This is a genomic window from Rhodococcus sp. NS-SX18 (assembly GCF_057367935.1).
Genome location: NZ_CM170633.1, coordinates 1,807,989 through 1,830,578 on the forward strand (window position 1 = coordinate 1,807,989; position 22,590 = coordinate 1,830,578).

A 22,590-nucleotide genomic window follows, 5' to 3' on the forward strand; every position below is an offset into this window, starting at 1 on the left:
CGTGCCATACCGTTTTCAGTTTTCACGTGCCGTCGACAGCTGGAACGGCGCCGGCGAAGCTCGCGCCGTTGTCTTCCGCTGGGTCACGCGCTACAGCCCCAGAAGGAGGCACTCCACGCTCGGTCAGAACTGTCCGGTCGAGTACGAGCAGCGATCGGTTACGCCGACCGCCACCGCATAGGAACAGGCGTGTCCACGAGTCGGGGGTCCCTCATCGGAGGGGCGTTGACAGTTGCGGAACCAGACTGCTGGCTTATCATTCGCCTGGCAAACCGTACTGGGGTCCCCGCCCCTCCCTTACCGTGTTCCAGCGAGAATCTGATTCACCCGAGCCCGTGTGAGGCCGGTGATCGATACCAGGTCGGCGATGCGGACGCCGCTGCGATGAAGCTCTTGAATCGCATGATTGCGCGCGGTGAGCACTTCGGTTCTGTTTGCCTCGATCTCGGCCAGGAGTTCCAGCAGGGCATTAAGGCGCTGACGTGGATCCTGAACCGAAATTGCGAGGCGAGTTCGGGAATCCATGGTGGCGAATTGTACTGCAGAATGTACAGCGCGTTTGACACGGCTATGTATAGCGCGCTATACATAGACCCATGATTCGTCATGTTCTCCTCCCTCGCTGCTCGACCCCACCCTGCCTGGCAGTGGCCGTATGATGCGGCACGTCGCGCCGGATACCTTTGGTGGCATGACTACCGACGCTCCGCTCTCGCTTTTCGCTGCAGACGAGGTGGTGGAAACGCCCAAGCGGCGGTCCGCTGCTCTGCGATATCCGGGAAGCAAGTGGTCGCTGGCCACCGAGATCGTCAGCCACTTCGGTGAGCACTACCACTATGTGGAGCCCTACTTCGGATCTGGTGCGGTGTTCTTCACCAAGGACCCCAGCGGCCATGAACTCATCAACGATGCGCACAGCCTGGTCGTGAACTTCTTCCGCGTCCTGCGCGACCGGACTGACGACCTTCTGTTTGCGCTCGAGACCACGCCGTGGAGTCGCGAGGAGTACGACGACAGCCACATCGTGACCGGGGACGAGCTTGAGGATGCCCGCCGCTTCGTCACGCGAATCTGGCAGGCGCACGCATCGGATCTCGCCAAGAAGACGGGCTGGAAGAATCGGGGCTCGCGGCAGCGAGCAGGGGGCATGTCGCTCCGCTGGCAGCGTGTGCCGAGCGAGTTGGCGGAGCTTGCGATGCGGCTCAAGGATGCAGAAATCGAGCACCGTCCAGCCATCGAGGTCATCCGCCGGTTCGCAACCAATGACACGCTCATCTACGCCGATCCGCCGTACCTGATGGAGACTCGGACCCAGAAGATGTACGCCTCGGAGATGAGCATCGCAGAGCACATCGAGATGCTCGACGCCCTAGTCGCACATCCCGGACCGGTCGTCATCTCCGGCTATAACAACCATCTATACGACGAGAAACTGGCGGGCTGGAAGAAAGTCCTGATCAAGCCCCCAAAGGTAGAGAAGGCAGCAGAGCGCATGGAAGTGCTTTGGGTCAAGAGGTGATGATCCCAGGGGCGTCAGGTCCGGGCCAAGCCCCCGGCCAGTAGTCCTCAACCTTGTCCTTCAGGTCGCGAACAGGCGGTTCGGAAAGTTCGAACTCACCCGTTCGCCACTCCTCCCAGCCGATAGGTGGGTAGAACTTGAGTTGGCCCCCCGAGTTGGCATACCACTGCCACAAGCGATGCGGCCTGCGGTTGACATCGATGTACCCCGCGACAGACGAAGGCTTGCCCGCGTCGGCCTCTCGGCCCTCGACAACCCATTCGATGTCGGTGGCCGCAATCCGGGTCAGAACGTGGATGTCAAACGCTGCCATCTCGAACTTGCCCCACCGCGAATCGTGCGTCAGCAGCAGGTACTTGCTGGCGTCGATGTCGTAGATCCCGCGCACCTTCTCGTGCCATGAACCGACGGTCGCCACCAGAATAGGACCTGCCGCTTCAGGATTCGTCTGCCAGTGGATCGCCTCGGTCAAGAGGGCATCGGTTAGGTACTTGGCAGAGTTCGAAAGCTCCATGAACCAGCAGCAATTCTTAACCGGTTGGGTGCTCGCCATCTTGCATGAGACGCCCCACTGCTTGCGGCCGGCTCCGCCCGGAACGGCAACATCAAAGACGCCTTTGTCCTCGTTTGTGGCGCCTCCGAGTACGTATGCGGTGACCCGCTCGAAGGACAGGAAATCGGGCATGTAGCCCGCCTTGACTCGTTGCCCTGAGCCGTCGCGAAACGTGCTTAAGAGCAGGCGCATCTGCTCGGTCTCATCGTCGGTGAACGGCCGGTCGCGCACTGCCTGGAGGTGATTCACTCGCGCAACAGTAGCGAATGCCTCTTCGACACATTGAGGTCCCCCGGACAGCGGACACCGAGATAGCGGGATTGAGGATTCCGGGCTCTTCCGGAGATGGAGTGCAGGAGAGGGCGTTAAGATCCGAGGTTGACGCTGGTGTCGTTGCCGTGAGAAGGGCCCCAGGCAGTCGAAGATGAAGGTTCCTACGCCACGCATCGCGACCACGCCCGGAGCCGCCACGACATTGATGGCTCTTCGCAGTTAGCAGTGGCATTGATGCCGGCTGGGTGTGCTCCGCCGGGAGCGGCGGGTGCAGGCCCACCGTACCCGGCGCCGTTGATTGTCGGGGTTGCGGAATCCGAACGCGATCGGCCCGACGTGCTTGACGATCCGGCTGTAGCCCTCGCTGCGTGCGTTCGACAGGCCCGTCTCGATGGCCCGGACGATGGGGTCCTGCCAGGTCTCGACGGTGCGGGCCAGCGCGGTGACCTCGGCACTGAGCAGGCGGCACAGAACTTGTAGAACCGGTACAGGGTGGCCCGGATCTTGTGGTGGAGCCCACCTCGGGCGGTGCAGGCGAGCAGGTCGCGCAGCAGCTCCTTGGCGATCCAGGCGGCGGCGATCTCCTCGCTCGGGTTGGCGGCGAGCAGCTTGGTGAACAGCTCGGTGCGCTGCTGGTCGGTGAGGGTCTCGGCGCCGCGCAGCAGCCGGCGCCGGTTGATCCATTCGACATCGCTCTTGCGGCCGCGCCGGCCACGGTGGGTCTGGGTGACGCGGCGGCGCACCGCGTCGACGACCTCGTTAGCCTTCTTGACCAGGTGGAACCGGTCGACGACCAGGTCGGCGTGCGGCAGTGCCTCGCGCACCGCCTTGGCATAGACCGACGAGAGGTCGATCGTCACGTGGGTGATCTGCCGGCGCCACTGTTCGTCGCGTGCGTGCAGCCAGCCGAGCACCGACGCCGCGCTGCGCCCGTTGACCTGCGCGAGCAGGCCCTGATCACCGGCGATGTCGACCAGGCCGGTGTCCCAGCGGTCCACCCACCGCCGGGCGCCGGTGACCGGGTCGGTCTCCCACTTCGCCTTGCCACGGCGGGTCTCGTCGATGCCGAGCACCCGCACCGGGGCCGGCTCGTCGTCGAGGACGGTGTCGGCGACGACGGCGACCCGATCGTGGACGGTGTGCCAGGCGCACCGGTACTCGGCGGCGACGGCGACCACCGAACGGTCGTCGTCGAGGACACCGGCGGCCATCGTCGTCTTCGCCCGCGGGGTGACCCGGGCACGGGCCGGGATGCCGGGCACCGACTCGGTGAACACCTTCCGATCGCAGACACTATTGGCGCACAACCATTTCCGCTTGCTCCATTCGAGCCGGGGACGGTCGGGGCCGACCTGCACATCGCGGGGACGGGTGGTGACCCAGCCCTTCGACCGCGTCGACTTCTGCCCGCACTGCGGGCACACCCCGACCCATCGGGGGTCGGTGCCGAGCCGGACGATCCGACTGCCGTCGTCGACGCGCCGCACCGATTCGACGACGACGCCGTCGAGATCGAGCAGCAGTGAACCACTACTGTGGAGCATGCCCGCGTTCCTTGCTGGTCTGGTTGCCTGAAGAACACCCAGCTCACAAGGGCGCGGGCCCTTTTTCAATCACCGACACGGCACGGGGTCGGACAACATCACGCCCCTACCATCTGCGAAGCCAGGAATGGCAACTCGAACGCGAGATCCTGCGCCGGGCAGCCGCCTATTTCACGAAAGAGGTGAAGTGAAGACCCGCCGCTGGGACTTCATCTCCGTTGACCGCGCCGAGTTCGGCGTGCAGCGGCTGTGCCGGGTGCTGGGCACCTCCCGCTCCGGGTACTACCGGCACGTGGTCACCGAGCCGGTTCGAGTCGAGTGCCGGGCCGAGGAGGCGGCGATGGTGGCCGAGATCCGCGCCATCCACGCCGAGCACCGGGGTGCCTACGGCGCCCCGCGGGTGCATGCCGAACTGCGCGCACGGGGACGGCCGGTCAATCGCAAGCGGGTGGCCCGGCTGATGCGCTCCCACGGCATCGTCGGCCGGCACCTGCGCCGCATCCGGCGCACCACGATTGCGGACTCGGCGGCACCGCCCGTCCCGGACCTGCTACTGCGCGACTTCACCGCCCCGGCGGTGAACACCAAGTGGTGTGGGGACATCACCTACATCCCGGTGGGGTCCTCACGGATGTATCTGGCGACGGTGCTCGACATCTGCTCACGACGGGTGGTGGGGTGGTCCATCGCCGACCTCACGGGCGCCAAGCTGGTCATCGACGCGCTTGAGATGGCGGTCAGCGCACGCGGAGGTGAGGTTGGTGGAGTGATATTCCACGGCGATCGCGGATCGCAATACGCTGCAGCGGATTTCGCCGATGTGTGCCGTGATCACGGGATCCGGCCGAGTCGAGGACGGATCGGGTCGAGTTACGACAACGCCCTCGCCGAGTCGTTCTTCCAGGGACTGAAGAGAGAGTGGTTGCACGGCCGTAGCTGGCCCTCGAAGGTCAGGCATGATGGCGCTCAGTGATCCTGCTCAGTCCTGCTCACCGAAAGTGCTCACCCGTGTGGCTCCGCCGATGAGGGCGGGTCTCCTTCGATGCTGGTGGTCTCTGACCACGCACCAGCACCCCGAAGGAGACCCGCTTTCTCATGTTGACATGGGAGGAAGACGTGGAGATCCACGCACTGCATACACGAGGCTGGACGATCTCAGCGATCGCCCGGCACACCGGCCGCAATCGCCGCACCATCCGCAACTACCTGAACGGCGCCACCACCCCCGGCGTCCGCAAACCCGCTGGTGAAGACCCGTTCGAGCCGTTCGTCGCCTACGTCGAGGCCCGGCTGCGCGAGGACCCGCACCTGTGGGCGCGGACCTTGTGCGACGAACTCGAGGACCTCGGCTACACCGCCTCGTATCAGACCCTGACCCGCCAGATTCGGCAACGACAGCTGCGTCCGGTGTGTCAGGCCTGCGCCTGCGTCACCGACCGTGCGAACGCGATGATCGTGCATCCACCCGGTGCGGAAACGCAGTGGGACTGGCTCGAGCTGCCGGACCCACCCGCCTCCTGGGGCTGGGGCAAGACGGCGTATCTGCTGGTCGGCTCGCTGGCGCATTCCGGGCGCTGGAGGGCGGTGCTCGCCCCGGCGACGACCCAACCGCATCTGATCGACGGTCTCGACCGCATCGTCCGCGAACTCGGCGGACTGACCCGCAGCTGGCGGTTCGATCGAATGTCCACGGTGTGTCACCCCGACAGCGGGAAGGTCACCGCCTCGTTCGCCGGCGCCGCCAAACACTACGGCGTCTCGGTCGCGATCTGCCCGCCCCGGGCCGGGAACCGCAAAGGCGTCGTCGAGAAGGCGAATCTGACTGCTGCGCAGAGGTGGTGGCGAACACTGCCGGACGAGGTCACCGTCGAGCAGGCGCAGGTGAGTCTGGACGAGTTCTGCCGCCTGCGCACCGACATCCGATCCCGGACCACCCCGGAAGGGAAATCGACGGTGGTGGCGATCGCCGCCACCGAACCCCTCACCCCGCCGCCGGCCCCCTATCCGGTGGTGCTGCGCGAGCCGCGGACGGTCTCTCGGCAGGCGTTGGTGGCCTACCGCGGCAACCGCTACTCGGTGCCCCCGGAGTTGGTGTCGGCGCAGGTCACCGTCGCCCGCCGGCTCGGTGACGAGGCGATCGACATCGTCACCACCTCGCAGATCACCGTCGCCCGGCACCGCCTCGCCCCGGACGGGGCCGGCGCTCTCGTGCGCGATCACGGCCACGTCCATGCCCTCGAACAGGTGGCGATGGCCGCCGTCGCGGTCGGGGGTCGCCCGCATCGCCGCAAGGAACGCATCCCACCCGGACCGGACGCATTAGCTGCAGCGGAAGCATTGCGCGCCAACACCACGCACTCTCCCGCACCATCGGACACTTCGACCTCGACGGTCATCGATCTGGCCGCCTACGAGCGTGCTGCCCGCGGAAGGAACACGCTGGCATGAGCACCCCCGACACCACCACGCCCACCCACACCGCGAGTCTCTATCAGCGGCTGCGTGGTCACCTGGCGACGCTGAAGCTGCACGACGCCGCCGAGGCGCTGCCGGCGGTGCTCGACCGGGCGCAGAAGGACGGACTGTCGATGACCGCAGCCCTCGAACAGTTGCTGTCGATCGAGGTCGACGCCACCGAAGCCCGCCGCCTCGCCGGGCGGTTGCGGTTCGCGTGCCTGCCGACCCCGGCCACCCTCGCGGATTTCGACTTCGACGCCGCACCCGGACTCGATCGGGCGTTGATCGCCGAGCTGGGCACCTGCCGGTTCCTCGAAACCGCGACGAACGTCCTGCTCATCGGGCCGCCCGGGGTCGGAAAGACGCATCTGTCGGTGGGTGTGGCCCGGGCTGCCGCGCACGCCGGCTACCGCACCTACTTCACCACCGCTGCCGACCTCGCCGCCCGCTGCCACCGGGCCGCGATCGAAGGCCGGTGGGCGACGACGATGCGGTTCTACGCCGGGCCGACCCTGCTGGTGATCGACGAACTCGGCTACCTTCCGCTACCTGGGGAGGCCGCATCCGCCCTGTTCCAGGTTGTCGCGCAACGTTATCTGAAGACCTCGATCGTCATCACCACCAACCGAGGTGTCAGTGAGTGGGGTGAGGTTCTCGGTGACACCACCGTCGCCGCCGCGATGCTCGACCGGCTTCTGCACCGCTCCGTCGTGCTGAACCTCGACGGGGATTCCTACCGACTACGTGACCACCACGCCCGCACCGACAAGCTCCGCAAGGCCGTCACCGGAACCCGACAACCGCTACAGTGAACCCCGCCCGCGAGTGGGCACTTTCGTTGAGCACAAGCGAGCACCTTCGCTGAGCCTCATCAGGCACGGACGGAGCCGTTCGAGTGGCTCGCGTACTACAACCGGCGTCTCCGTCACTCCGCCCTCGGATACCTCGCACCGGCGGAGTTCGAGCGACGGTTTCGCTCAACGACTACGCTGTCACTAGCCGCATGAAAACCGGTGTCCACGTTTAAGCGGCAGCTCAGGCGTCGTTATGGTCGGTATTGCGTACGTCTTGCAGCACCGGCGCCTACTTCTCTGAACTGGGAGACGTAAGGCCCAGCCTCTCTCGGGCGACGAGACGGAGCACGTCGGTTCCTACTCCAATTGGGAACGCAGCGCGACCGTGCGCGGCGGCGACTGGGATGATCCCGTCCTGGTACATCGACGAGCCAGTTCGGTCGATCACATCGAGTATTGCTGGCAGCGTTGGATACCCGTGCGGTCCCTCTTGCCCGCCACGCGAATCGTAGGCTGAGCCTTTCGCAGGGGGCACCGTGATGACGACGACGCGACCGTCGCGGCTACGGTAGATGAACTTCCGACCCCAATACGTCTCTTTGCCGTACGAGACTGGGTCGTTCGTACCGACCAACCGTTCGAGAATAGGTCTGCCGCACACGACAAGCTCGCCCGGCTGCACGAGCTGATGGCGCGCAAGGGCTCGGCCATAGTCGACAAAGACTCCTGATTTCTCGATACCACAGATGAACGGACCGTTTCCTGGGGTCGTGCTCGACATTGCTTGGAAGTATCGTTCGGCCTGCGCGCGCAGCTTTGCTGGCTCGCCGTACATAGCAAGGGGGCCGTCCTGGATGAACAGAGTCTTTGGCAACAGATCGGCCCGCGAGCGTTCCCACAAGAGCGTTGTGAGACCGACGAGCACGAGAAGCTCAAGGACAGAACGGAGACGGCCCAACGCCTCCTCGTTTGACTTGTCTTCCTGGACGCCCTCGTAGATTCGGAGCGTGTCGGTTGGGTAGAGGACGGCGGTGCAGTTCGGGCAAGCGATACCGTCAAACTCGACGTCAACCCCCTTCGCACTACAGTTTGGGCAATTCACCGGTACCGAGGTTGCTGGAAAGCCTGGGGTGCCGTGCAAGCGAAAGAGAAGTTCAAGCAAGCTATGCTTGAAACCGTCGACCTCGACGAACTTCTCGCGGAAGATCCGATCTAGTAACTCGCGCCACGATGTTCTTATGTCCACTCCTACACGTGAGTACGCACCCGCAACAGGGAGATCAAGCGTTACGAGAGCGGTCGAGACTGCGCGTTCCATCTCTATTGGGTCGACGAAACGGGAGTCCGACTGCTCCGCCATAACGCCGAGGTCGACAAGCGCGGCCGCCGCCTGCGCAAACCCGTACAGCACCGATGGCATTCCGTCTCGTACCTGTTGGGTCAGGTGGGACCCGTCAATCGCGATCGCCGACCTGAGCGTGGCGACGATTTCTGAGCGTGGGATTTCCAGTTCGGATACTACTGTGTCGCGCACCCAACTCGCGTCTGCAAGGGCATCTGCTGGCACGAAGAATTCGGCGCGGTCTGCCATTGCCTGTACCGCGGCTGCGCTGTGGCTTAGACGCCCTGCTCGCTCGAAGCTGTCGCCTGTAGCGGTCACATACGGCACAGTTAGAGCTCCTCCGCTACGGCCTTGGCCTCGTCGATAAGTGCTTTGGCATACCGCTCGATCTGGACGGGGATGATGAATGGAGACGATAATGTCTTGAGCCGCACGAACCCGCGATCCTCTGAAGCGAGAATCGCATCCGCGTATGAACCGAAATCGTAAAACTTGCTGAGTTCGTTGAGCTCCTGTCGGTTATTGAGGTGCGCGACAACCCAGTTAGCCGTGTTCGCCTTCACCTGATGAGCAACCCCAGTGACTTCCTGAGTCGCATACAGCATGCCGATTTTTAGCTTCGCTGCTTCCTTCGCCAGGCGAACCCACACGTCCGCGTCGTTCTTGTACCTGTCGGAGGCGAACAAGTTGTGCGCTTCCTCAAGCATCACCTGGATATGGCCGGGCTCGTCGCCGCTTGTGAATACGTCGGTATGACGCTCGAGAAGGTGCTCAGTAATCGTCTCCGACAAGGTCTGGACAACCTTCTCGCTCCCAATGTGGAGATCAACAATTACGATTCGTCCCTCGGTGAGTTCTTGATATATGCCCTCGGCGACGTCATCCGTCACATTCGGATCGTGGAATACCCGCATTGGAATGAGGTTGAGATAACCGCGCACCTTTCCAGACCCCGAAGAGGAAGTCCCGGTTGCCATCGCTTCGGTGCTGGTCCACGGTGTCTCGCGGCCGAAGTCCGTCGCGTTGCGATCGCCTGTTTCGCGGAGCTCCGCAATTGCCAGAACGACCTTAACGACGTGCTTTCCCGGGATGTTGACATATCCGCTTTGGGCCGACGGAAATGAATCGACGTTGATCTTGCTTGCTACTTGGTCCGCGAATTCACGCTTCATACTCACGTTGACGGCGAACGCATCTGGCGCTTTGAAACCTGCGCGCAAGAGCGTCGCGTAGAGACCGAGGCGACCCCGACTAGCGTGGTTCTTTGCACTGAAGTCCCTCGGATCCGAGCCGCCGCTGAAGTCCGTAGCGATGAAGTCCTGGACATAACCCGACGTACTTTGCTGCGACAGTGTTGCCGCGATCAGGCCTTGCGCGGTGCCAATCTGCTTGTCGTCGAAGAAGTTGATTGCGAGTGACTTGACGTGCGACTCAGTCCCATCTGCACCGAACTTATAGATGCGCACGTGCTGTGCACCGAGGCCGGCAATCGCGGACTCATCCTGCACGTTTGCGTTCGCGTACTCGCCTTGGGGATCGAAAATCAGCTGCCCAATCGGCGACTTGCCCGCGCGGCGCCTCCGCTCCGACGCAATGAACGTCTTTGCGATGATGATCTTAGCGGTGTTCGACTTGCCGGATCGCGTCATGCCCAGTAGCGCTGTCTTGTGACCGATGAAGTCCTGGATACGGACATTCACAGACGAGTCCGCCTGGCCGGCCGCGAGCGCTCGGCGACGCGTGGCTGAGTACCGAACGACGCCAAGGCGCACGAGATCGCCGGGCTCGGTATCAGGCTTCATGTAGCTCGCGATCGTCGATAGACCCTCTCCTATCGGCTTCATTACACGATATGTGCTAGTCGCGTAGAAGTTGTCGACGTCCGCGCCAAAAAAAAGCTGAGCTGTACCATCGACGACATCTTCGTAGAACGTGCCGAGTACCCGGCAGCGCAGGCCTGTGAAAGATGCTCGGTTCTGGGTGAAGGGGTCCATGTGGCGATCGAGCACGAAACTTGGTGATGGACTCTCGGCCCGGCTAAGTGCATCACGCAGTGATTCTTCCCGCACAGCGAGCAGGTCAGACTCAAGCGACAGCGGCGCAGTCCCCTCGACACGAAGAAGCAGCACTTCATCGTCATCGCCAGGGCGGTTTACGTCTCGCGCCGTGGCGAGCAGAAACGAGTGCTGCGCGATGCCACCAGCATCGAACTTCCACTTATCATGGGTCAGCACGACTGCTTCATGGAAATCCAGCCGATGGATCGCACCAATTCGAATCGCACGATCGTCCGTCAGAAGCGTGGACTGCAGCACCGAACCGGCACTCACCCCGAACGAGATACTCACTCTTCCTCCTGTCGCCTCCCCAAGCGGGAAGGCGCCGATCATTCTAGCGGGGGCGACCGACAAAATAGGTCGTGCGTCTCGCATTTCCATGGCGTCGACGGCGGGTGAAGACTGATGGCGGTGTACGTGGCCGTCCGACGACCAGGGGTGAAGACAGGGGTCCCACTTCTCAGGTCGGTTCGGTGCGGAGGCCATGTACGAGAACAGCGGTGACAGCGCACCGAACCGCTCGCCCAGAGATCTCGAACATCCCGGCGCGTCGTCACCGCCGGACCGGTCCGCCGGTCAACCATGTTGGCGTGAGCCAGCAGACCGGACCGGCGTGGAGCGAATTCTTCGCCGACCTGGTCGGCCGGGGTCTAGGCGGGGTCCGACTGGTGAGCTCCGACGCTGACGTCGGTCTGCGGGAGGCAATCGCGGCGAACCTTGTCGACAACGCTTGAATTCGAACCGAAATACCCGCTCAGACTTCAATCAGAGCCGACACTCTGCCCTCGGATACGAGAGGGTTGACAGTGGGAGTCTGCCGAACGCACTACGCAGCGAACTTGATGTCGACCTGCCCGAAGAACATGTGGCCGGCGGTGACGGCGATGTTGCATTCGGTCTACGACCAGCCCCACGCTATCTCGGTCTCGACGTTCTGGCCCGCTGCCATCCAAGTACCGTCGCCGATACCAAGAGCGAGATGGAAGAGGACACCATGCCTGCACTCAGCGCCTAAGACCTACTCATGCGCGCGGTGTGGAGCGTTCCCACCCGCCGGCGACCGCATTCGAGGTCGTGCGACACCACCTGCAACTGCGTCTGGTAGTCCTTGGCGGTATCCGGCACCGCATCGACACACGGGAGCCCGGCGGAGCGAACGGCCTGTAGCAACCGCCGATTCGCCGACGGTCGGGAAGGATGGGGGCATGCGCTCCTCGATACCGGACTACCTGACCGAGGTGCTCGACACGTGCACCGCCGATGTGAGCGGGACCGTCGCCGACTACATCCCGGAGCTGGCCGCGGCCGACCCGGATCTTTTCGCGGTGGCTCTCGTGACGGCGGACGGGACGGTGTATTCGGCCGGCGACATCGAGCATGCCTTCTCGATCCAGTCGATCTCGAAGCCGTTCGTGTACGGCATGGCGCTCGACCGGCTGGGATTCGATGCGGTCCTCGAGAAGATCGATGTGGAACCGTCGGGGGAGGCGTTCAACGAGATCTCCCTCGAACACGACTCGGGGCGTCCGCTGAATCCGATGATCAACGCGGGCGCGCTCACCGCCCACGCCCTGCTGTCCGACGATGCGTCGCCGCACGCGCGGGGCGAACAGGTGCGGTCGCTGTTCTCCGACCTGGCCGGCCGCGACCTCTCCATCGACGAGCGCGTCGCCGCCTCCGAGCTGACCACGACGTACCGCAACATCGCGATCGCGAATCTGCTGCGCAGCTACGAGGTGTTCTTCGACGACCCGGAGGACGTGGTCGCCGGGTATGTGCGTCAGTGTTCGGTGTCGGTGACGGTGACCGATCTGGCGATGATGGCGGGCACGCTCGCCAACGGCGGCGTGCAGCCGAGCACGGGTGCCCGGGTGTTCTCCCGGCCGACGGTGCGTCAGGTGCTGTCGGTGATGGCCACGTGCGGGATGTACGACGCGGCCGGCGACTGGCTGACCACCGTCGGCATCCCCGCGAAGAGCGGCGTCTCGGGCGGCATCATCGGGATCCTGCCCGGCCAGCTGGGCATCGCCGTGTTCTCGCCGCGGCTGGATCGGCACGGCAACAGCGCGCGGGGTGTCGTCGCCTTCGAGCGTCTGTCCCACGACATGAATCTGCATCTGATGGACGCCCCGATGGTTGCGCATTCGGTGCTGCGCCGCCGCGAGATCCTCGGCGAGGAACCGGAGGCGGTGACGGTGCTGGAACTGCAGGGCGACATCCAGTTCACCAACGCCGAGACCGTGGTGCGGGCCGTGGTGGACGAGCCGGTGACCACCCGGCGGGTGGCGCTCGACCTGACGTTCGTGCACTCGGTGCTGCCGGTGGGCCGGCGGATGATCCTCGAAGTGCTGCGACGGCTGCTGCTCGACGGGCACGACGTCACGCTTATCGACCCGGACGAGCACCTGCCGGACCCCGACGTCGGCGACGGTCGCCGCCCGGACGTCCATCGGTCGGTCGACGACCTGCTCGCGGCGTCGCCGTGACCGCCGGGCGGACACCGTCAGCGGTCCGCGTCGTGACCCGTCCCGGACCGGCGGCCCGTATGCTGCGGTAATGCCGGAGATCCGGGTCCTCGAGACCGAATCAGAGCTGCTGTCGGCGGCGAAACTGTTCCGTACCGCGATGATCGGGATGCCCGCCCCGAATCCGCTCCAGCCGGGCCAGATCCTGACCCAGCGCGAGCAGGGCCGCACCCTCGGCGCGTTCGTCGACGGGGAGTTGGTGGGCACCGTGGAGTCGGCGTCGAGCGGGATGATCCTGCCGGGCGGGCGCCGCGTCCCGCACGCCGCCGTCACGCACGTCGGGGTGCTGCCCACGCACACCCGTCGGGGCGTGCTCTCGGCGTTGATGCGGCACCAGCTGAGCGACGCCCAGGACCGGGGTGAGGTGGTGACGTCGCTGCGGGCCTCCGAGGCGACGATCTACGGCCGATTCGGCTACGGCATCGCGACCACGACGCACACCGTCGAACTGGATGTGCGGCGGGCGGTGCTGCGTCCGTCGGTGGGGGAGGGCGGGCCGGTGCGGCTCGTCGACCCGCACGGCGCGTGGGACCTGCTCTCGCGCATCGCCGACGACAATCCGTCGTCGCGGCCCGGGAGCATCGATCGCATCCCGCCGTGGTGGCGGTCGCAGGAGCACCGGATCGTCGGGGACCGCGAACCCCGGTACGTCGCGGTGCACGGCGAGCCGGGAGCGGAGACGGGCTTCGCCCGCTACCGCCCGATCGGCACCGACACCTGGTTCGGCAGCCGGGAGCGCACGGTCGTCGTCGAGGACTTCTTCGCGCCGACCCGCACGGCCTACCTCGGTCTGCTGCGGTTCCTGCTCAACCTCGACCTGGTGGACACGTTCGTGTTCGTCGCGATGCCGCAGGACGACCCGTTGCCGTGGTTGCTGACGGATTCACGGGCGGTGCAGCTGCGCCGCGCCGGCGACGAGACGTGGCTGCGGATCGTCGACGTGCCCGCCGCGTTGCGCGACCGGACGTTCGCCGGTACCGGTGAGGTGCGGCTGGCGGTGGTCGACGAGCGTCTGCCCGAGAACTCCGGCACCTACCGGATCTCGGCGTCGGGCGCGGAACGCGTGGACGAGCCGGCACAGCTCGAGGTGGACGCGTCCACGCTCGCCGCGACGCTGCTCGGCGGGACCCGCTGGCATCAGCTCGAGGTCGCCGGTTTGGTGCGGGTGCACGACTCGGAGGCGTTGCCGGTGGTCGAGCAGCTGTTCGCGACGGCGTCGGCGCCGTTCGCCGGCGTCATGTTCTGAACCTGAGCTTGCACCCGTTGTCGCGTCCTTGCATCCGTTTCGTCGCGCCGGAACGGGTGCAAGCCGACGGGAACGGGTGCAAGGTCGGCTAGTTCGCGTCGCTCTGCGCGCGGCGCTTGCGCACCCGCTTGACCACCGCGTACCCGGCGAAGAGGACGACGGCGCCGATCACGATGTTCTGGAACGTGGACGCGTACGGCTCGACGCGGGACCAGTTCGCGCCCAGCCCGTAGCCGGCGAAGACGAAGATGCTGTTCCAGATGAGGCTGCCCGCGGTGGTGAAGAGGACGAACCGCCACGCGGGCATGCGGGTGACGCCCGCGGGGATGGAGATCAGGCTGCGGAACAGCGGGACCATGCGGCCGAAGAACACGGCCTTGCCGCCGTGTCGTTCGAACCAGGCGGTGGTGCGGTCGAGGTCCTCGACGTCCACGAGGGGAAGCCGGTCGACGATCCGGCGGATCCGGTCGGGGCCGATGCCGCGTCCGGCCGCGTAGAGACCGAGGGCGCCGACGAGCGAGCCGAGGGTGGTCCAGAACAGCGCGCCGAAGAGGGTGAAGCTGCCGAGGCTCGCGGCGAACCCGGCGAGCGGCAGGATGACCTCACTGGGCAGCGGCGGGAAGAAGTTCTCCAGCGCGATCGCGATCCCCGCGCCGACGCCGCCGAGCCGGTCCATCAGGGACAGCGCCCAGCCGGCGATGCCGTCGGTGGGGGCAGCGGCGTCGGCAGGTATGGCAGCGAGGAGTGCGACAGTCACCTGATCCACCATAACGACCGATCACGCCGGATCCGGGCCGACGTGAGGGCCGCCACGGCCGTCGTGCGGTCAGGATCCGGCGAGCGCGGCCTGCAGTTTCTGCACCACGGCGGGCGCCGGGTTCTGGTTCTGGGCGTTCGGGATGTCACTGTTGACCGCGACGAGGATGATGTCGCGCGTGTCCTGGTTGTAGCCGAAGTAGGTGTTGAAGCCGGGCAGCTCGCCGGTGTGGCTGAGCCAGCCGTCGGCGTCCCCGAGGCCGAGCCCGTAGGCGGCGGTCGCGGTGTTGGGCGGCAGCCCGTACAGGAACGACGACATCCGCACGTCCTGGGTCTGCTGGTCGTAGAGTCCCTCGCCGGTGCCGATGGCCTTCGCCCAGATCTGCAGGTCGTCGAGGGTGGAGATCATCGCCCCGGCCGCCCAGGCCCACGACGGGTCCCAGTTGGTGGCGTCGGTGGTCTGCCCCTCCGGCTGTCCCTGTTCGGTGATGCCGTCGAGGTGGGGGGAGGGGATGTCGGCGTTGTCGGGGAACGAGGTCTCGCTCATGCCGATGGGCTCGGTGATCCGCTCGGTGATGTAGTTACCCAGGCTCTGCCCGCTGACCTGCTCGACGACGAGTCCGAGGGCGATGAGATTGGAGTTGGAGTACTCCCATTTCTCGCCGGGTGCGAAGTTCGGCGGGTCGCCGCGCACGATGTCGAGCAGCTGTTCCGGAGTCCAGGGCTTGGTCGGGTCGCCGAACAGCTGGTTCTGGAAGTTCTCGTCGAAGGTGTAGCTGGGGATGCCGCTGGTCATGTCGGCGAGCTGGCGCAGGGTGGCGGTGTCGCCGTTGGGCAGGCCCGGCACGTACTTGCCGATGGGATCGTCGAGGGAGAGCTTGCCGTCCTGCATCAGCTGGAGGATCGCGGTGACGGTGAACGTCTTGGTGATGCTGCCGATGCGGGTGTGGTCGGCGGCGGTCGGTGGCTCGGTCGAGTCCGGCCCGGCCGTCCCGGAGCTGCCGGTCCATTCGTAGTCGGCGGTGATCACCCGCGCGACCACCCCGGGGAACTTGAAGTCGTCGCGCACGTCGTCGAGTGCGGCCTGGAACTGCTCGGCCTGGGCCGCGTCGGGGGCGCGCGTGGTGGTCGTCGCGGAGTCCTCGGTGCCGGTGTCGGAGCCGCAGGCGGCGGCCGCCAGAACGAAGGTGGTCATCGCAAGGATCGACAGCCGGCGCATGGCGTCTCCAGAGTTCGGGGGATTTCTCCGGATTTCAGTGTGACGCCTGCACCGGGGTCGTGCGCTGGATTCGATCATGTTCCCCCGCATCGGGGGTATGCCCGGTCAGTTCGGAGCCGAGAAGAGCCCGGAGTAGTCGTGCGGTCCGTGCCGGCGGGGATCCGTCTCGGCCTCGGTGGGAGTGTCCGCGTCGGTAGGGGCGCCGGGCTGGAGGAAGATCGGGTACTCGTGGTGCTGCATGGTGTCCTGTTCTGTGGTGGGAAGTGAGGGGAGAAGCGGGTCAGTGGTTGCCGGGCGTACCGGCGACGGTCCGCATGATCTCGTAGGCGCGGTCCGGATCGGTGTGGGGCGCGACGATCGTCAGCGCGATCCGGGTTCCGGATTCGCCGAACAGATACATCAGATTCGACGGCTGACCGGGGATCGGACCGGTGATCTCGATGCCGTCGACGTCGTCGATGCGCCGCTGAGCAGAGCTGACCGCATTCCATTCGAACGCGATCCGCGTGACGGGCCCGAGCCTCGGGACGAGCGCGGAGACCAGGTCGTGCAGTTCGGAGGTGACGTTCTGGGTCCAGGGGAACCAGGCGCCGTCGACGGACGACGTGGGCGCCCCGGCAGGTCGCAGCAGCAACCGCGGGGTGCGGGTGGGTTCGGGGAACGGTTGTGTTCCCGGCTGCGCCGGCGCAGCCCGGTCGGTGCCGAGCTGTCCGGGCAGCGGTGTGTGCGTCACGGGACGCTCCTTGGTCGGCCGCGAATCAGCCGGAAGATGTTCCAATCGGGGCCCACCGGGCGGGAAGCCCGATGCGAAATGCCCATCGATGACTCGAAGCCTACAGGGTGGGGTGGAAACGGGCGAATGCGCCGCGGGTGGCACCGGCGTTCGAACCGCACCGTGCCGGTGGCGGCGGTAACCTCACGGAGTGGACGAGTTGAACGAGAAGGGCGAACCGTTCGAACTCGCGTCGGACGGTCAGGTCGACGTCACCCCGGAGATCGACGAGATCGGCGAGTTGCTGCGGAAGTCCGGCCGCAAGAATCGGATCGCCGACGTCGACGAGCCGTGGCGGAACGGGTATCCGTACGACACGAAGATGACGCGGCGGCAGTACGAGGCCCGCAAACGCAAGCTGCAGATCGAGCTGCTCAAGCTGCAGGCCTGGGTCAAGGAGCACAACGAGAAGATCGTCGTCATCTTCGAAGGCCGCGACGCGGCCGGCAAGGGTGGGGCGATCAAGCGGTTCACCGAACACCTCAATCCGCGTGGTGCGCGGGTGATGGCGCTCGAGAAGCCGACCGAGCGGGAACGCACGCAGTGGTATTTCCAGCGCTACGTCGAACACCTGCCGGCGGGTGGGGAGATCGTGCTGATGGACCGGTCCTGGTACAACCGGGCCGGTGTCGAACGGGTGATGGGCTACTGCACCCCGAACGAGTACCGCGAATTCACGCGCTCCGCACCGGAATTCGAGCGGATGCTGGTGCAGTCCGGGATCCACCTGGTCAAGTTCTGGTTCTCGGTGGGCCGCGAGGAGCAGCACGCGCGGTTCGTCGCGCGCAGCACCGACCCGGTCAAGCAGTGGAAACTCTCGCCGACGGACCTCGCGAGCCTCGACAAGTGGGACGCGTACACGGAGGCGAAGGAGGCGATGCTGTTCTACACCGACACCCCGCACGCCCCGTGGACCATCGTCAAGGCGAACGACAAGAAGCGTTCGCGGATCGAGGCGATGAAGTGGGTGCTGCACCGCTTCGACTACACCGGCAAGAATCCGCGCGTGGTCGGCACCCCCGATGCCCAGATCATCGGCTCGCCCGAGACGGTCTACGACGAGGGGGAGCGCCCCTCGGAGACCTTCCCGAAGGTGTGATGTGCGCCCGGTGCGCGGTTTCGGGGCGCGGGCGACCGGGTAATGCGGGAGGGCTGCACCGACCGAGGTCGGCCGACATCGAAAGGACGTCACACCGTGGGAAGTCCGGAACAGCGCGATGACCGAGAAGAGCCCGTGGAGGCCACCGACCGCCCCGCCCCGGTCACCGGGGAGGACCTGGAGAACCTGGTGGACGACATGGAGAAGCGGGTCGAGAGCGAACGCGAGGAGGAAGGTGTCGAGGGCAGTGTCTCGGACCGTGAGCAGCAGCGGCCGATCGAGACCGGCGACGAGGCGCCGGACTGACCGGCCCGGCCCGTGACGGATCGGCAGACGATGCCCGGTGCCACGACCCGCACCTTCGTCCTGTTACCGGGCGCGGGGTCGGACTCGTGGTACTGGCACCGGGTGGTGCCGCTGCTGCGCGGGCACGAGGTCGTGCCGGTCGACCTGCCGTACACCGATCCCGGCGCCGACCAGTACGCGTACGCGGACGTCGTGGTGGCGGCCTGCCGTGACCTCGCGCGCCCACCGACCCTGGTGGCGCAGTCGATGTCCGCGTTCACCGCGGCGATCGTCGCCGAGCGGATGCCGGTCCACGCGCTGGTCCTGGTGGCGCCGATGATCCCGGCGCCGGGCGAGTCGCCGGGACAGTGGTGGTCGGCGGTGGGCCAGTCCGAGGCGAAGCGCGCCCAGGACGTCGCCGACGGACGTGACCCGGATGCGCCGCTGGATCCGCGCACGCTGTTCTTCCACGACGTGCCCGCCGACGTCGTCGACGAGGCGTTCGCGCACGAGCAGCCGGACATGGCGGAGTCGGCGTTCGAGCCGGCGTGGCGGGCGCGGCAATGGCCGGAGGTGCCGGTGCGGGTGATCGCGGGCCGTCACGACCGGTTGTTTCCGCTGCCGCTGATCGAGCGGCTCGCGCGCGAGCGGCTGGGGGTGGAGGTCGAGGTGATCGACACCGGGCACCTGCCCGCGCTGGCCCGTCCCGCGGAACTGGCGGCACTGCTGCTGCGAGAATGACCCGCCCGTCGTCAACGGTTTCCGTTGCGGGACTTGCCGTTCGACGTGGACTCGTGCTGCGCGCCGGTGAACTGCGCCGCCGCCGCGGCCGGCATGGGCTCGTAGCGCAGATGCATCCGGGAGAACTCCGCGGTGCCCTGCGTGAGCGACCGCAGATCCACCGGATAGCGGGCGAGTTCGAGTTCGGGGACCTCCGCGCGCAGCAGGGTGCGGCCCGGCTCGGCGCTCTCGGTGCCCAGGACCCGGCCGCGCCGAGCGGACAGGTCGCCGAGGACGGCGCCGAGGTACTCCTCGGGCAGGATCACCCGCACCGCGGCGACGGGTTCGAGCAGCGTGACCTCGGTGTGCGTGGCGGCGTCACGCAGGGCCAGCCCGGCCGCGGTCTGGAACGCGGCGTCGGAGGAGTCCACCGAGTGCGCCTTGCCGTCGACGAGGGTGACGCGGACGTCGATGAGCGGGTTTCCGGTGGCCACCCCCTTGGCGGCCTGCGCCCGCACGCCCTTCTCCACGGACGGGAAGAACTGCCTGGGCACGGCGCCGCCGACGACGCGTTCGGCGAATTCGATGCCGCCGCCGAGCGGCAACGGTTCGACCTCGACGTCGCACACCGCGTACTGGCCGTGACCGCCGGACTGTTTGACGAGCCGGCCGTGGCCCTTGGCCGGGGCGGCGAACGTCTCGCGCAGCGCCACCCGGTACGGGACGGCGTCGACGTGCACGCCGTGGCGGGTGCGCAGCCGGTCGAGGACGACCTCGGCGTGGGCCTCGCCCGTGCACCACAGCACCAGCTGGTGGGTGTCGGGGTTCTGTTCGAGGCGCAGGGCGGGGTCCTCGGCGGTCAGCCGGGCGAGGGCCTGGGAGAGCTTGTCGTCGTCGCTGCGGGTGTGGGCCTCGACGGCCACCGGCAGCAGCGGCTCGGGTAGCGGCCAGCGGTCCAGCAGAGTCGACGCCCCCGCCTCGGAGAGGGTGTCGCCCGGCTGGGCGGTGAGGAGCTTGGCGATGCACACGAGATCCCCGGCGACGGCCTCGGGTACCGGGCGCTGTTGCCGGCCGAACGGGCTGGTGAGGGTCGCGACGCGTTCGGTGGTGTCGTCGCCGGCGGAACCGGCCAGCCGGATCGTCGTGTCGGGCCGCAGGGTTCCGGAGTACACCCGCACGAGGCTGATGCGCCCGACGTAGGCGTCCCCGGCGACGCGGATCACCTGCGCCGCCAGCGGTGCCTCGGGGTCCGCGGCGGGCGCGGGCGGGCGACGGTGGGTGGGGTCGGGGAAGGCCATCGCGACGAGGTCGAGCAGCTCGGCGGCGCCCACCCCGTAGTCGGTGGTGGCGAGCGCGGGATGCAGTGCGCAGTCGACGATCTCGTGCCGCAGCCCCTCGTCGAGGGATTCGGTGTCGAGGGTTTCGCCCGCGAGGTATCGCTCCATGAGGGTGTCGTCCTGGCCGGAGATGGCCTCGACGAGGCTCTCGCGTGCGGCGCCGGTGTCCGGGACGGCGGCGGGATTGCCGTAGCCGCGGCCGGTGAGCAGATCGATCGAGCCGCAGGGGCGGCCGCCGTCGAAGACCGGCACGTAGACCGGGCGCAGGGTGTCCGGGCCGAGGTCGAACGCGTCGTGGCACGCGGTGAGCATGTCGTCGAAGCCGGTGCGGGCGACGTCGAGCTTGGAGACGACGATGGCGCGGGGGATCGCGGTCTCGGCGCACTCGCGCCACAGGGTGCGGGTGGCGGCGGAGATGGGATCGGTTGCGGAGACCACGAATACGGCCGCGTCGGCGGCGTGCAGGCCCGCGCGGACCTCGGCGTCGAAGTCCGGGTGCCCGGGGGTGTCGAGGATGTTGATCTTCACCCCGTTCCACTCGAGCGGCAGCACGGCCAGCTGCACCGAACGGCGGTGCTGCTGTTCGATGGCCTCGTAGTCGGAGACGGTGGTGCCGTCGGCGGTCCGGCCGGCCCGGCCCACGGCGCCCGCGGCCAGCGCCAGGGATTCGGCGAGGGTGGTCTTGCCGACCCCGCTGCAGCCGACGAGGACGACGTTGCGGAGCTGTGCGGGGCGCTCGACGGCGGGCGCCCGTTCGGTGCGTGCGGCAGAGCGGTCGGGCATCGGCGACTCCTCCCGTGGCCTGTGCCCAAGTGTAGGAGGCGCCTCCGCCGCCGTGGCGTCTTTCGGGCACGCCGACGGTCCGGGAAAGACACCACGGGGACGACTCGTCCGCTACTCTCAACCTGAACTTGAGGTTTAGGGAGGTCCTCGTGGTGGTTGCCCGGCGCCCGGCACTCGTCCGCCTGCTCACGACCGGGACGGCGCTCGCCGCCGTCACCGTGCTGGGAGCGGGAGCCGCCGTCGCGGCACCCGACACCGGGTCGAACTCCGGCTCCTCGGTGCCGGCCGCCTTCCAGGAGGACCCCGGCCCGCTGCCCGAGCTGCGCGAGATCGAGACCGCCGCCATCGTGGGGGAGACCCCGATCGCCGAACGCGCGGTGCGGCTGACGGTCGCAAGCCCCGCGCTGCGTCGCGACGTGGGCGTCGAGATCCTGCTCCCCGCCGACAACTCCGTCCCGCGGCCCACCCTGTTCCTGCTCGACGGGGTCAGCGCCCGCAACCACACGAGCGGCTGGATGAACATCGGCGGCGCCCCCGCCTTCTTCGCCGACAAGAACGTCAACGTCGTCATGCCCAACGGTGGTCGCGGCAGCCTCTACAGCGACTGGCTGCAGTCCGATCCCAAGCTCGGGCTCAACAAGTGGGAAACCTTCCTCACCCAGGAACTTCCGCCGCTGCTCGCCGCGCGGCTGAACAGCAACGGGGTCAACGCGATCGCCGGGAACTCGATGGGCGGGCAGGCGGCCATGATGCTCGCCCACCGGCACCCCGAGCTGTACCGGGGCGTCGCCGCGTTCAGCGGCTGCTACTCGACGGGCGACCTGCTCGGCAGCGCCGTCGTGCAGACCAGCACCTCGTCGCAGGGCGGCGACGCCGTGAACATGTGGGGGCCGCCCGGCAGCCGGGAGTGGGCCGAGCACGACACCGTCGCGCACGCCGAGAACCTCGCCGGCAAGGAGCTGTACATGTCCGCCGCGACCGGCGTGCCGGGACCCCACGAGACACCCGACACCCCGGACCTCGCGCGCACCCTCGTCCTCGGCGGCATCCTCGAGGCCGGCTCGCGGATGTGCACCCAGCGGCTCGAGGAGCGTCTCGGGGCTCTGAAGATCCCCGTCACCGTCACCTACGAACCCGTCGGGGTGCACGCGTGGGGCTACTGGCGCGACCAGCTGCCCAAGGCGTGGCCGACCCTCCAGCGCGCCCTCGAGACCCAGCCCTGACGCGGCGCGGCGGGCCGGGCCGGCTTCCCGCGGTGCGTCGGGCACGCGTCGTACGCTGCCTGTGAAGCACATCACTCAGGGGAGAA

Annotated in this window: 18 protein-coding genes and 5 pseudogenes; 13 read left to right on the forward strand and 10 right to left on the reverse strand. The window is 67.0% G+C overall.

What is annotated here, in order from left to right; genetic code table 11:
* Nucleotides 1-40: 40 nt before the first annotated feature.
* Nucleotides 41-181: pseudogene (locus AC2IPW_RS08465) on the forward strand (IS3-like element ISRhosp5 family transposase); the annotation flags it as partial.
* Nucleotides 182-297: 116 nt separating this feature from the next.
* Here the strand turns inward: AC2IPW_RS08465 and AC2IPW_RS08470 are convergent.
* Nucleotides 298-525 carry a hypothetical protein gene (locus AC2IPW_RS08470; RefSeq protein ID WP_486376675.1) on the reverse strand — a complete coding sequence of 76 codons (228 nt, stop codon included), beginning with the start codon at nucleotides 523-525 and terminating at the stop codon, nucleotides 298-300.
* A gap of 166 nt (nucleotides 526-691) precedes the next feature.
* Between AC2IPW_RS08470 and AC2IPW_RS08475 the strand changes: the two genes are divergently transcribed.
* Nucleotides 692-1,519 (forward strand): DNA adenine methylase, encoded by an 828-nt coding sequence (locus AC2IPW_RS08475; RefSeq protein ID WP_486376676.1) that lies wholly within the window; start codon nucleotides 692-694, stop codon nucleotides 1,517-1,519.
* Here AC2IPW_RS08475 and AC2IPW_RS08480 read toward each other — a convergent pair.
* Together AC2IPW_RS08480 and AC2IPW_RS08485 are read right to left on the reverse strand one after the other, a co-directional pair.
* Complete coding sequence (locus tag AC2IPW_RS08480) at nucleotides 1,509-2,321, reverse strand: hypothetical protein (RefSeq protein ID WP_486376677.1); 813 nt, start codon at nucleotides 2,319-2,321, stop codon at nucleotides 1,509-1,511. The genes AC2IPW_RS08475 and AC2IPW_RS08480 overlap by 11 nt on opposite strands.
* Before the next feature lie 243 nt (nucleotides 2,322-2,564).
* A pseudogene (locus tag AC2IPW_RS08485) lies at nucleotides 2,565-3,936 on the reverse strand (ISL3 family transposase).
* A gap of 59 nt (nucleotides 3,937-3,995) precedes the next feature.
* On the opposite strand from AC2IPW_RS08485, the pseudogene AC2IPW_RS08490 reads away from it, so the two are divergent.
* From AC2IPW_RS08490 to AC2IPW_RS08505, 4 genes and pseudogenes are all read left to right on the forward strand, one after another.
* A pseudogene (locus AC2IPW_RS08490) lies at nucleotides 3,996-4,838 on the forward strand (IS3 family transposase); the annotation flags it as partial.
* A gap of 146 nt (nucleotides 4,839-4,984) precedes the next feature.
* On the forward strand, nucleotides 4,985-6,337 hold the full coding sequence (locus AC2IPW_RS08495) for a Mu transposase domain-containing protein (protein WP_486376678.1): 1,353 nt from the start codon (nucleotides 4,985-4,987) through the stop codon (nucleotides 6,335-6,337).
* Entirely contained in the window at nucleotides 6,334-7,158 is an 825-nt protein-coding gene (istB, locus tag AC2IPW_RS08500) for an IS21-like element helper ATPase IstB (protein ID WP_486376679.1), read from the forward strand. The genes AC2IPW_RS08495 and istB overlap by 4 nt, the downstream gene beginning before the upstream one ends.
* A 60-nt stretch (nucleotides 7,159-7,218) precedes the next feature.
* A pseudogene (locus AC2IPW_RS08505) lies at nucleotides 7,219-7,353 on the forward strand (IS3-like element ISRhosp1 family transposase); the annotation flags it as partial.
* Nucleotides 7,354-7,429: 76 nt separating this feature from the next.
* Here the strand turns inward: AC2IPW_RS08505 and AC2IPW_RS08510 are convergent.
* Together AC2IPW_RS08510 and AC2IPW_RS08515 are read right to left on the reverse strand one after the other, a co-directional pair.
* Nucleotides 7,430-8,731, reverse strand: a complete 1,302-nt coding sequence (locus AC2IPW_RS08510) for a hypothetical protein (protein WP_486376680.1) — start codon at nucleotides 8,729-8,731, stop codon at nucleotides 7,430-7,432.
* An 80-nt stretch (nucleotides 8,732-8,811) separates the two neighbouring features.
* The gene (locus AC2IPW_RS08515) at nucleotides 8,812-10,830 is read right to left on the reverse strand and encodes a helicase HerA domain-containing protein (RefSeq protein ID WP_486376681.1); all 2,019 of its coding nucleotides are present in this window, start codon (nucleotides 10,828-10,830) and stop codon (nucleotides 8,812-8,814) included.
* A gap of 302 nt (nucleotides 10,831-11,132) precedes the next feature.
* On the opposite strand from AC2IPW_RS08515, the pseudogene AC2IPW_RS08520 reads away from it, so the two are divergent.
* The 3 genes and pseudogenes from AC2IPW_RS08520 to AC2IPW_RS08530 all read left to right on the forward strand — a co-directional run.
* Nucleotides 11,133-11,465: pseudogene (locus tag AC2IPW_RS08520) on the forward strand (transposase); the annotation flags it as partial.
* 279 nt (nucleotides 11,466-11,744) lie between these two features.
* Nucleotides 11,745-13,025 carry a glutaminase gene (locus tag AC2IPW_RS08525; protein ID WP_486376984.1) on the forward strand — a complete coding sequence of 427 codons (1,281 nt, stop codon included), beginning with the start codon at nucleotides 11,745-11,747 and terminating at the stop codon, nucleotides 13,023-13,025.
* Between the two features lie 70 nt (nucleotides 13,026-13,095).
* Nucleotides 13,096-14,310: a GNAT family N-acetyltransferase gene (locus AC2IPW_RS08530; RefSeq protein ID WP_486376682.1), complete on the forward strand. Its 1,215-nt coding sequence runs from the start codon at nucleotides 13,096-13,098 to the stop codon at nucleotides 14,308-14,310.
* 88 nt (nucleotides 14,311-14,398) lie between these two features.
* Here AC2IPW_RS08530 and AC2IPW_RS08535 read toward each other — a convergent pair whose 3' ends face one another.
* The 4 genes from AC2IPW_RS08535 to AC2IPW_RS08550 form a co-directional block, all read right to left on the reverse strand.
* Nucleotides 14,399-15,079 (reverse strand): DedA family protein, encoded by a 681-nt coding sequence (locus AC2IPW_RS08535; protein WP_486376683.1) that lies wholly within the window; start codon nucleotides 15,077-15,079, stop codon nucleotides 14,399-14,401.
* Nucleotides 15,080-15,136: 57 nt separating this feature from the next.
* Nucleotides 15,137-16,285, reverse strand: a complete 1,149-nt coding sequence (locus tag AC2IPW_RS08540; protein WP_486376684.1) for a serine hydrolase domain-containing protein — start codon at nucleotides 16,283-16,285, stop codon at nucleotides 15,137-15,139.
* Between the two features lie 105 nt (nucleotides 16,286-16,390).
* Nucleotides 16,391-16,525 carry a hypothetical protein gene (locus AC2IPW_RS08545; RefSeq protein ID WP_486376685.1) on the reverse strand — a complete coding sequence of 45 codons (135 nt, stop codon included), beginning with the start codon at nucleotides 16,523-16,525 and terminating at the stop codon, nucleotides 16,391-16,393.
* A gap of 40 nt (nucleotides 16,526-16,565) precedes the next feature.
* Complete coding sequence (locus tag AC2IPW_RS08550) at nucleotides 16,566-17,018, reverse strand: DUF5994 family protein (RefSeq protein WP_486376686.1); 453 nt, start codon at nucleotides 17,016-17,018, stop codon at nucleotides 16,566-16,568.
* Nucleotides 17,019-17,208: 190 nt separating this feature from the next.
* Between AC2IPW_RS08550 and ppk2 the strand changes: the two genes are divergently transcribed.
* The 3 genes from ppk2 (at nucleotide 17,209) to AC2IPW_RS08565 (ending at nucleotide 19,182) form a co-directional block, all read left to right on the forward strand.
* Nucleotides 17,209-18,156 (forward strand): polyphosphate kinase 2, encoded by a 948-nt coding sequence (gene ppk2 / locus AC2IPW_RS08555; RefSeq protein ID WP_003935142.1) that lies wholly within the window; start codon nucleotides 17,209-17,211, stop codon nucleotides 18,154-18,156.
* A gap of 135 nt (nucleotides 18,157-18,291) precedes the next feature.
* Nucleotides 18,292-18,462: a hypothetical protein gene (locus AC2IPW_RS08560; protein ID WP_200863113.1), complete on the forward strand. Its 171-nt coding sequence runs from the start codon at nucleotides 18,292-18,294 to the stop codon at nucleotides 18,460-18,462.
* Nucleotides 18,463-18,492: 30 nt separating this feature from the next.
* Entirely contained in the window at nucleotides 18,493-19,182 is a 690-nt protein-coding gene (locus AC2IPW_RS08565; protein WP_486376687.1) for an alpha/beta fold hydrolase, read from the forward strand.
* Nucleotides 19,183-19,193: 11 nt separating this feature from the next.
* Here AC2IPW_RS08565 and AC2IPW_RS08570 read toward each other — a convergent pair whose 3' ends face one another.
* Nucleotides 19,194-21,281, reverse strand: coding sequence for an elongation factor G-like protein EF-G2 (locus AC2IPW_RS08570; RefSeq protein WP_486376688.1), 2,088 nt, complete (start codon nucleotides 21,279-21,281; stop codon nucleotides 19,194-19,196).
* A gap of 149 nt (nucleotides 21,282-21,430) precedes the next feature.
* On the opposite strand from AC2IPW_RS08570, the gene AC2IPW_RS08575 reads away from it, so the two are divergent.
* On the forward strand, nucleotides 21,431-22,504 hold the full coding sequence (locus AC2IPW_RS08575; RefSeq protein ID WP_486376689.1) for an alpha/beta hydrolase: 1,074 nt from the start codon (nucleotides 21,431-21,433) through the stop codon (nucleotides 22,502-22,504).
* Nucleotides 22,505-22,590: the final 86 nt, after the last annotated feature.

Coding starts and splice junctions, on each gene's coding strand:
- AC2IPW_RS08470 (WP_486376675.1), bottom strand. CDS start 525: ATGGATTCCCGAACTCGCCTCGCAATTTCGGTTCAGGATCCACGTCAG.
- AC2IPW_RS08475 (WP_486376676.1), top strand. CDS start 692: ATGACTACCGACGCTCCGCTCTCGCTTTTCGCTGCAGACGAGGTGGTG.
- AC2IPW_RS08495 (WP_486376678.1), top strand. CDS start 4,985: ATGTTGACATGGGAGGAAGACGTGGAGATCCACGCACTGCATACACGA.
- istB (WP_486376679.1), top strand. CDS start 6,334: ATGAGCACCCCCGACACCACCACGCCCACCCACACCGCGAGTCTCTAT.
- AC2IPW_RS08510 (WP_486376680.1), bottom strand. CDS start 8,731: ATGGCAGACCGCGCCGAATTCTTCGTGCCAGCAGATGCCCTTGCAGAC.
- AC2IPW_RS08525 (WP_486376984.1), top strand. CDS start 11,745: ATGCGCTCCTCGATACCGGACTACCTGACCGAGGTGCTCGACACGTGC.
- AC2IPW_RS08530 (WP_486376682.1), top strand. CDS start 13,096: ATGCCGGAGATCCGGGTCCTCGAGACCGAATCAGAGCTGCTGTCGGCG.
- AC2IPW_RS08535 (WP_486376683.1), bottom strand. CDS start 15,079: ATGGTGGATCAGGTGACTGTCGCACTCCTCGCTGCCATACCTGCCGAC.
- AC2IPW_RS08540 (WP_486376684.1), bottom strand. CDS start 16,285: ATGCGCCGGCTGTCGATCCTTGCGATGACCACCTTCGTTCTGGCGGCC.
- AC2IPW_RS08545 (WP_486376685.1), bottom strand. CDS start 16,525: ATGCAGCACCACGAGTACCCGATCTTCCTCCAGCCCGGCGCCCCTACC.
- AC2IPW_RS08565 (WP_486376687.1), top strand. CDS start 18,493: ATGCCCGGTGCCACGACCCGCACCTTCGTCCTGTTACCGGGCGCGGGG.
- AC2IPW_RS08570 (WP_486376688.1), bottom strand. CDS start 21,281: ATGCCCGACCGCTCTGCCGCACGCACCGAACGGGCGCCCGCCGTCGAG.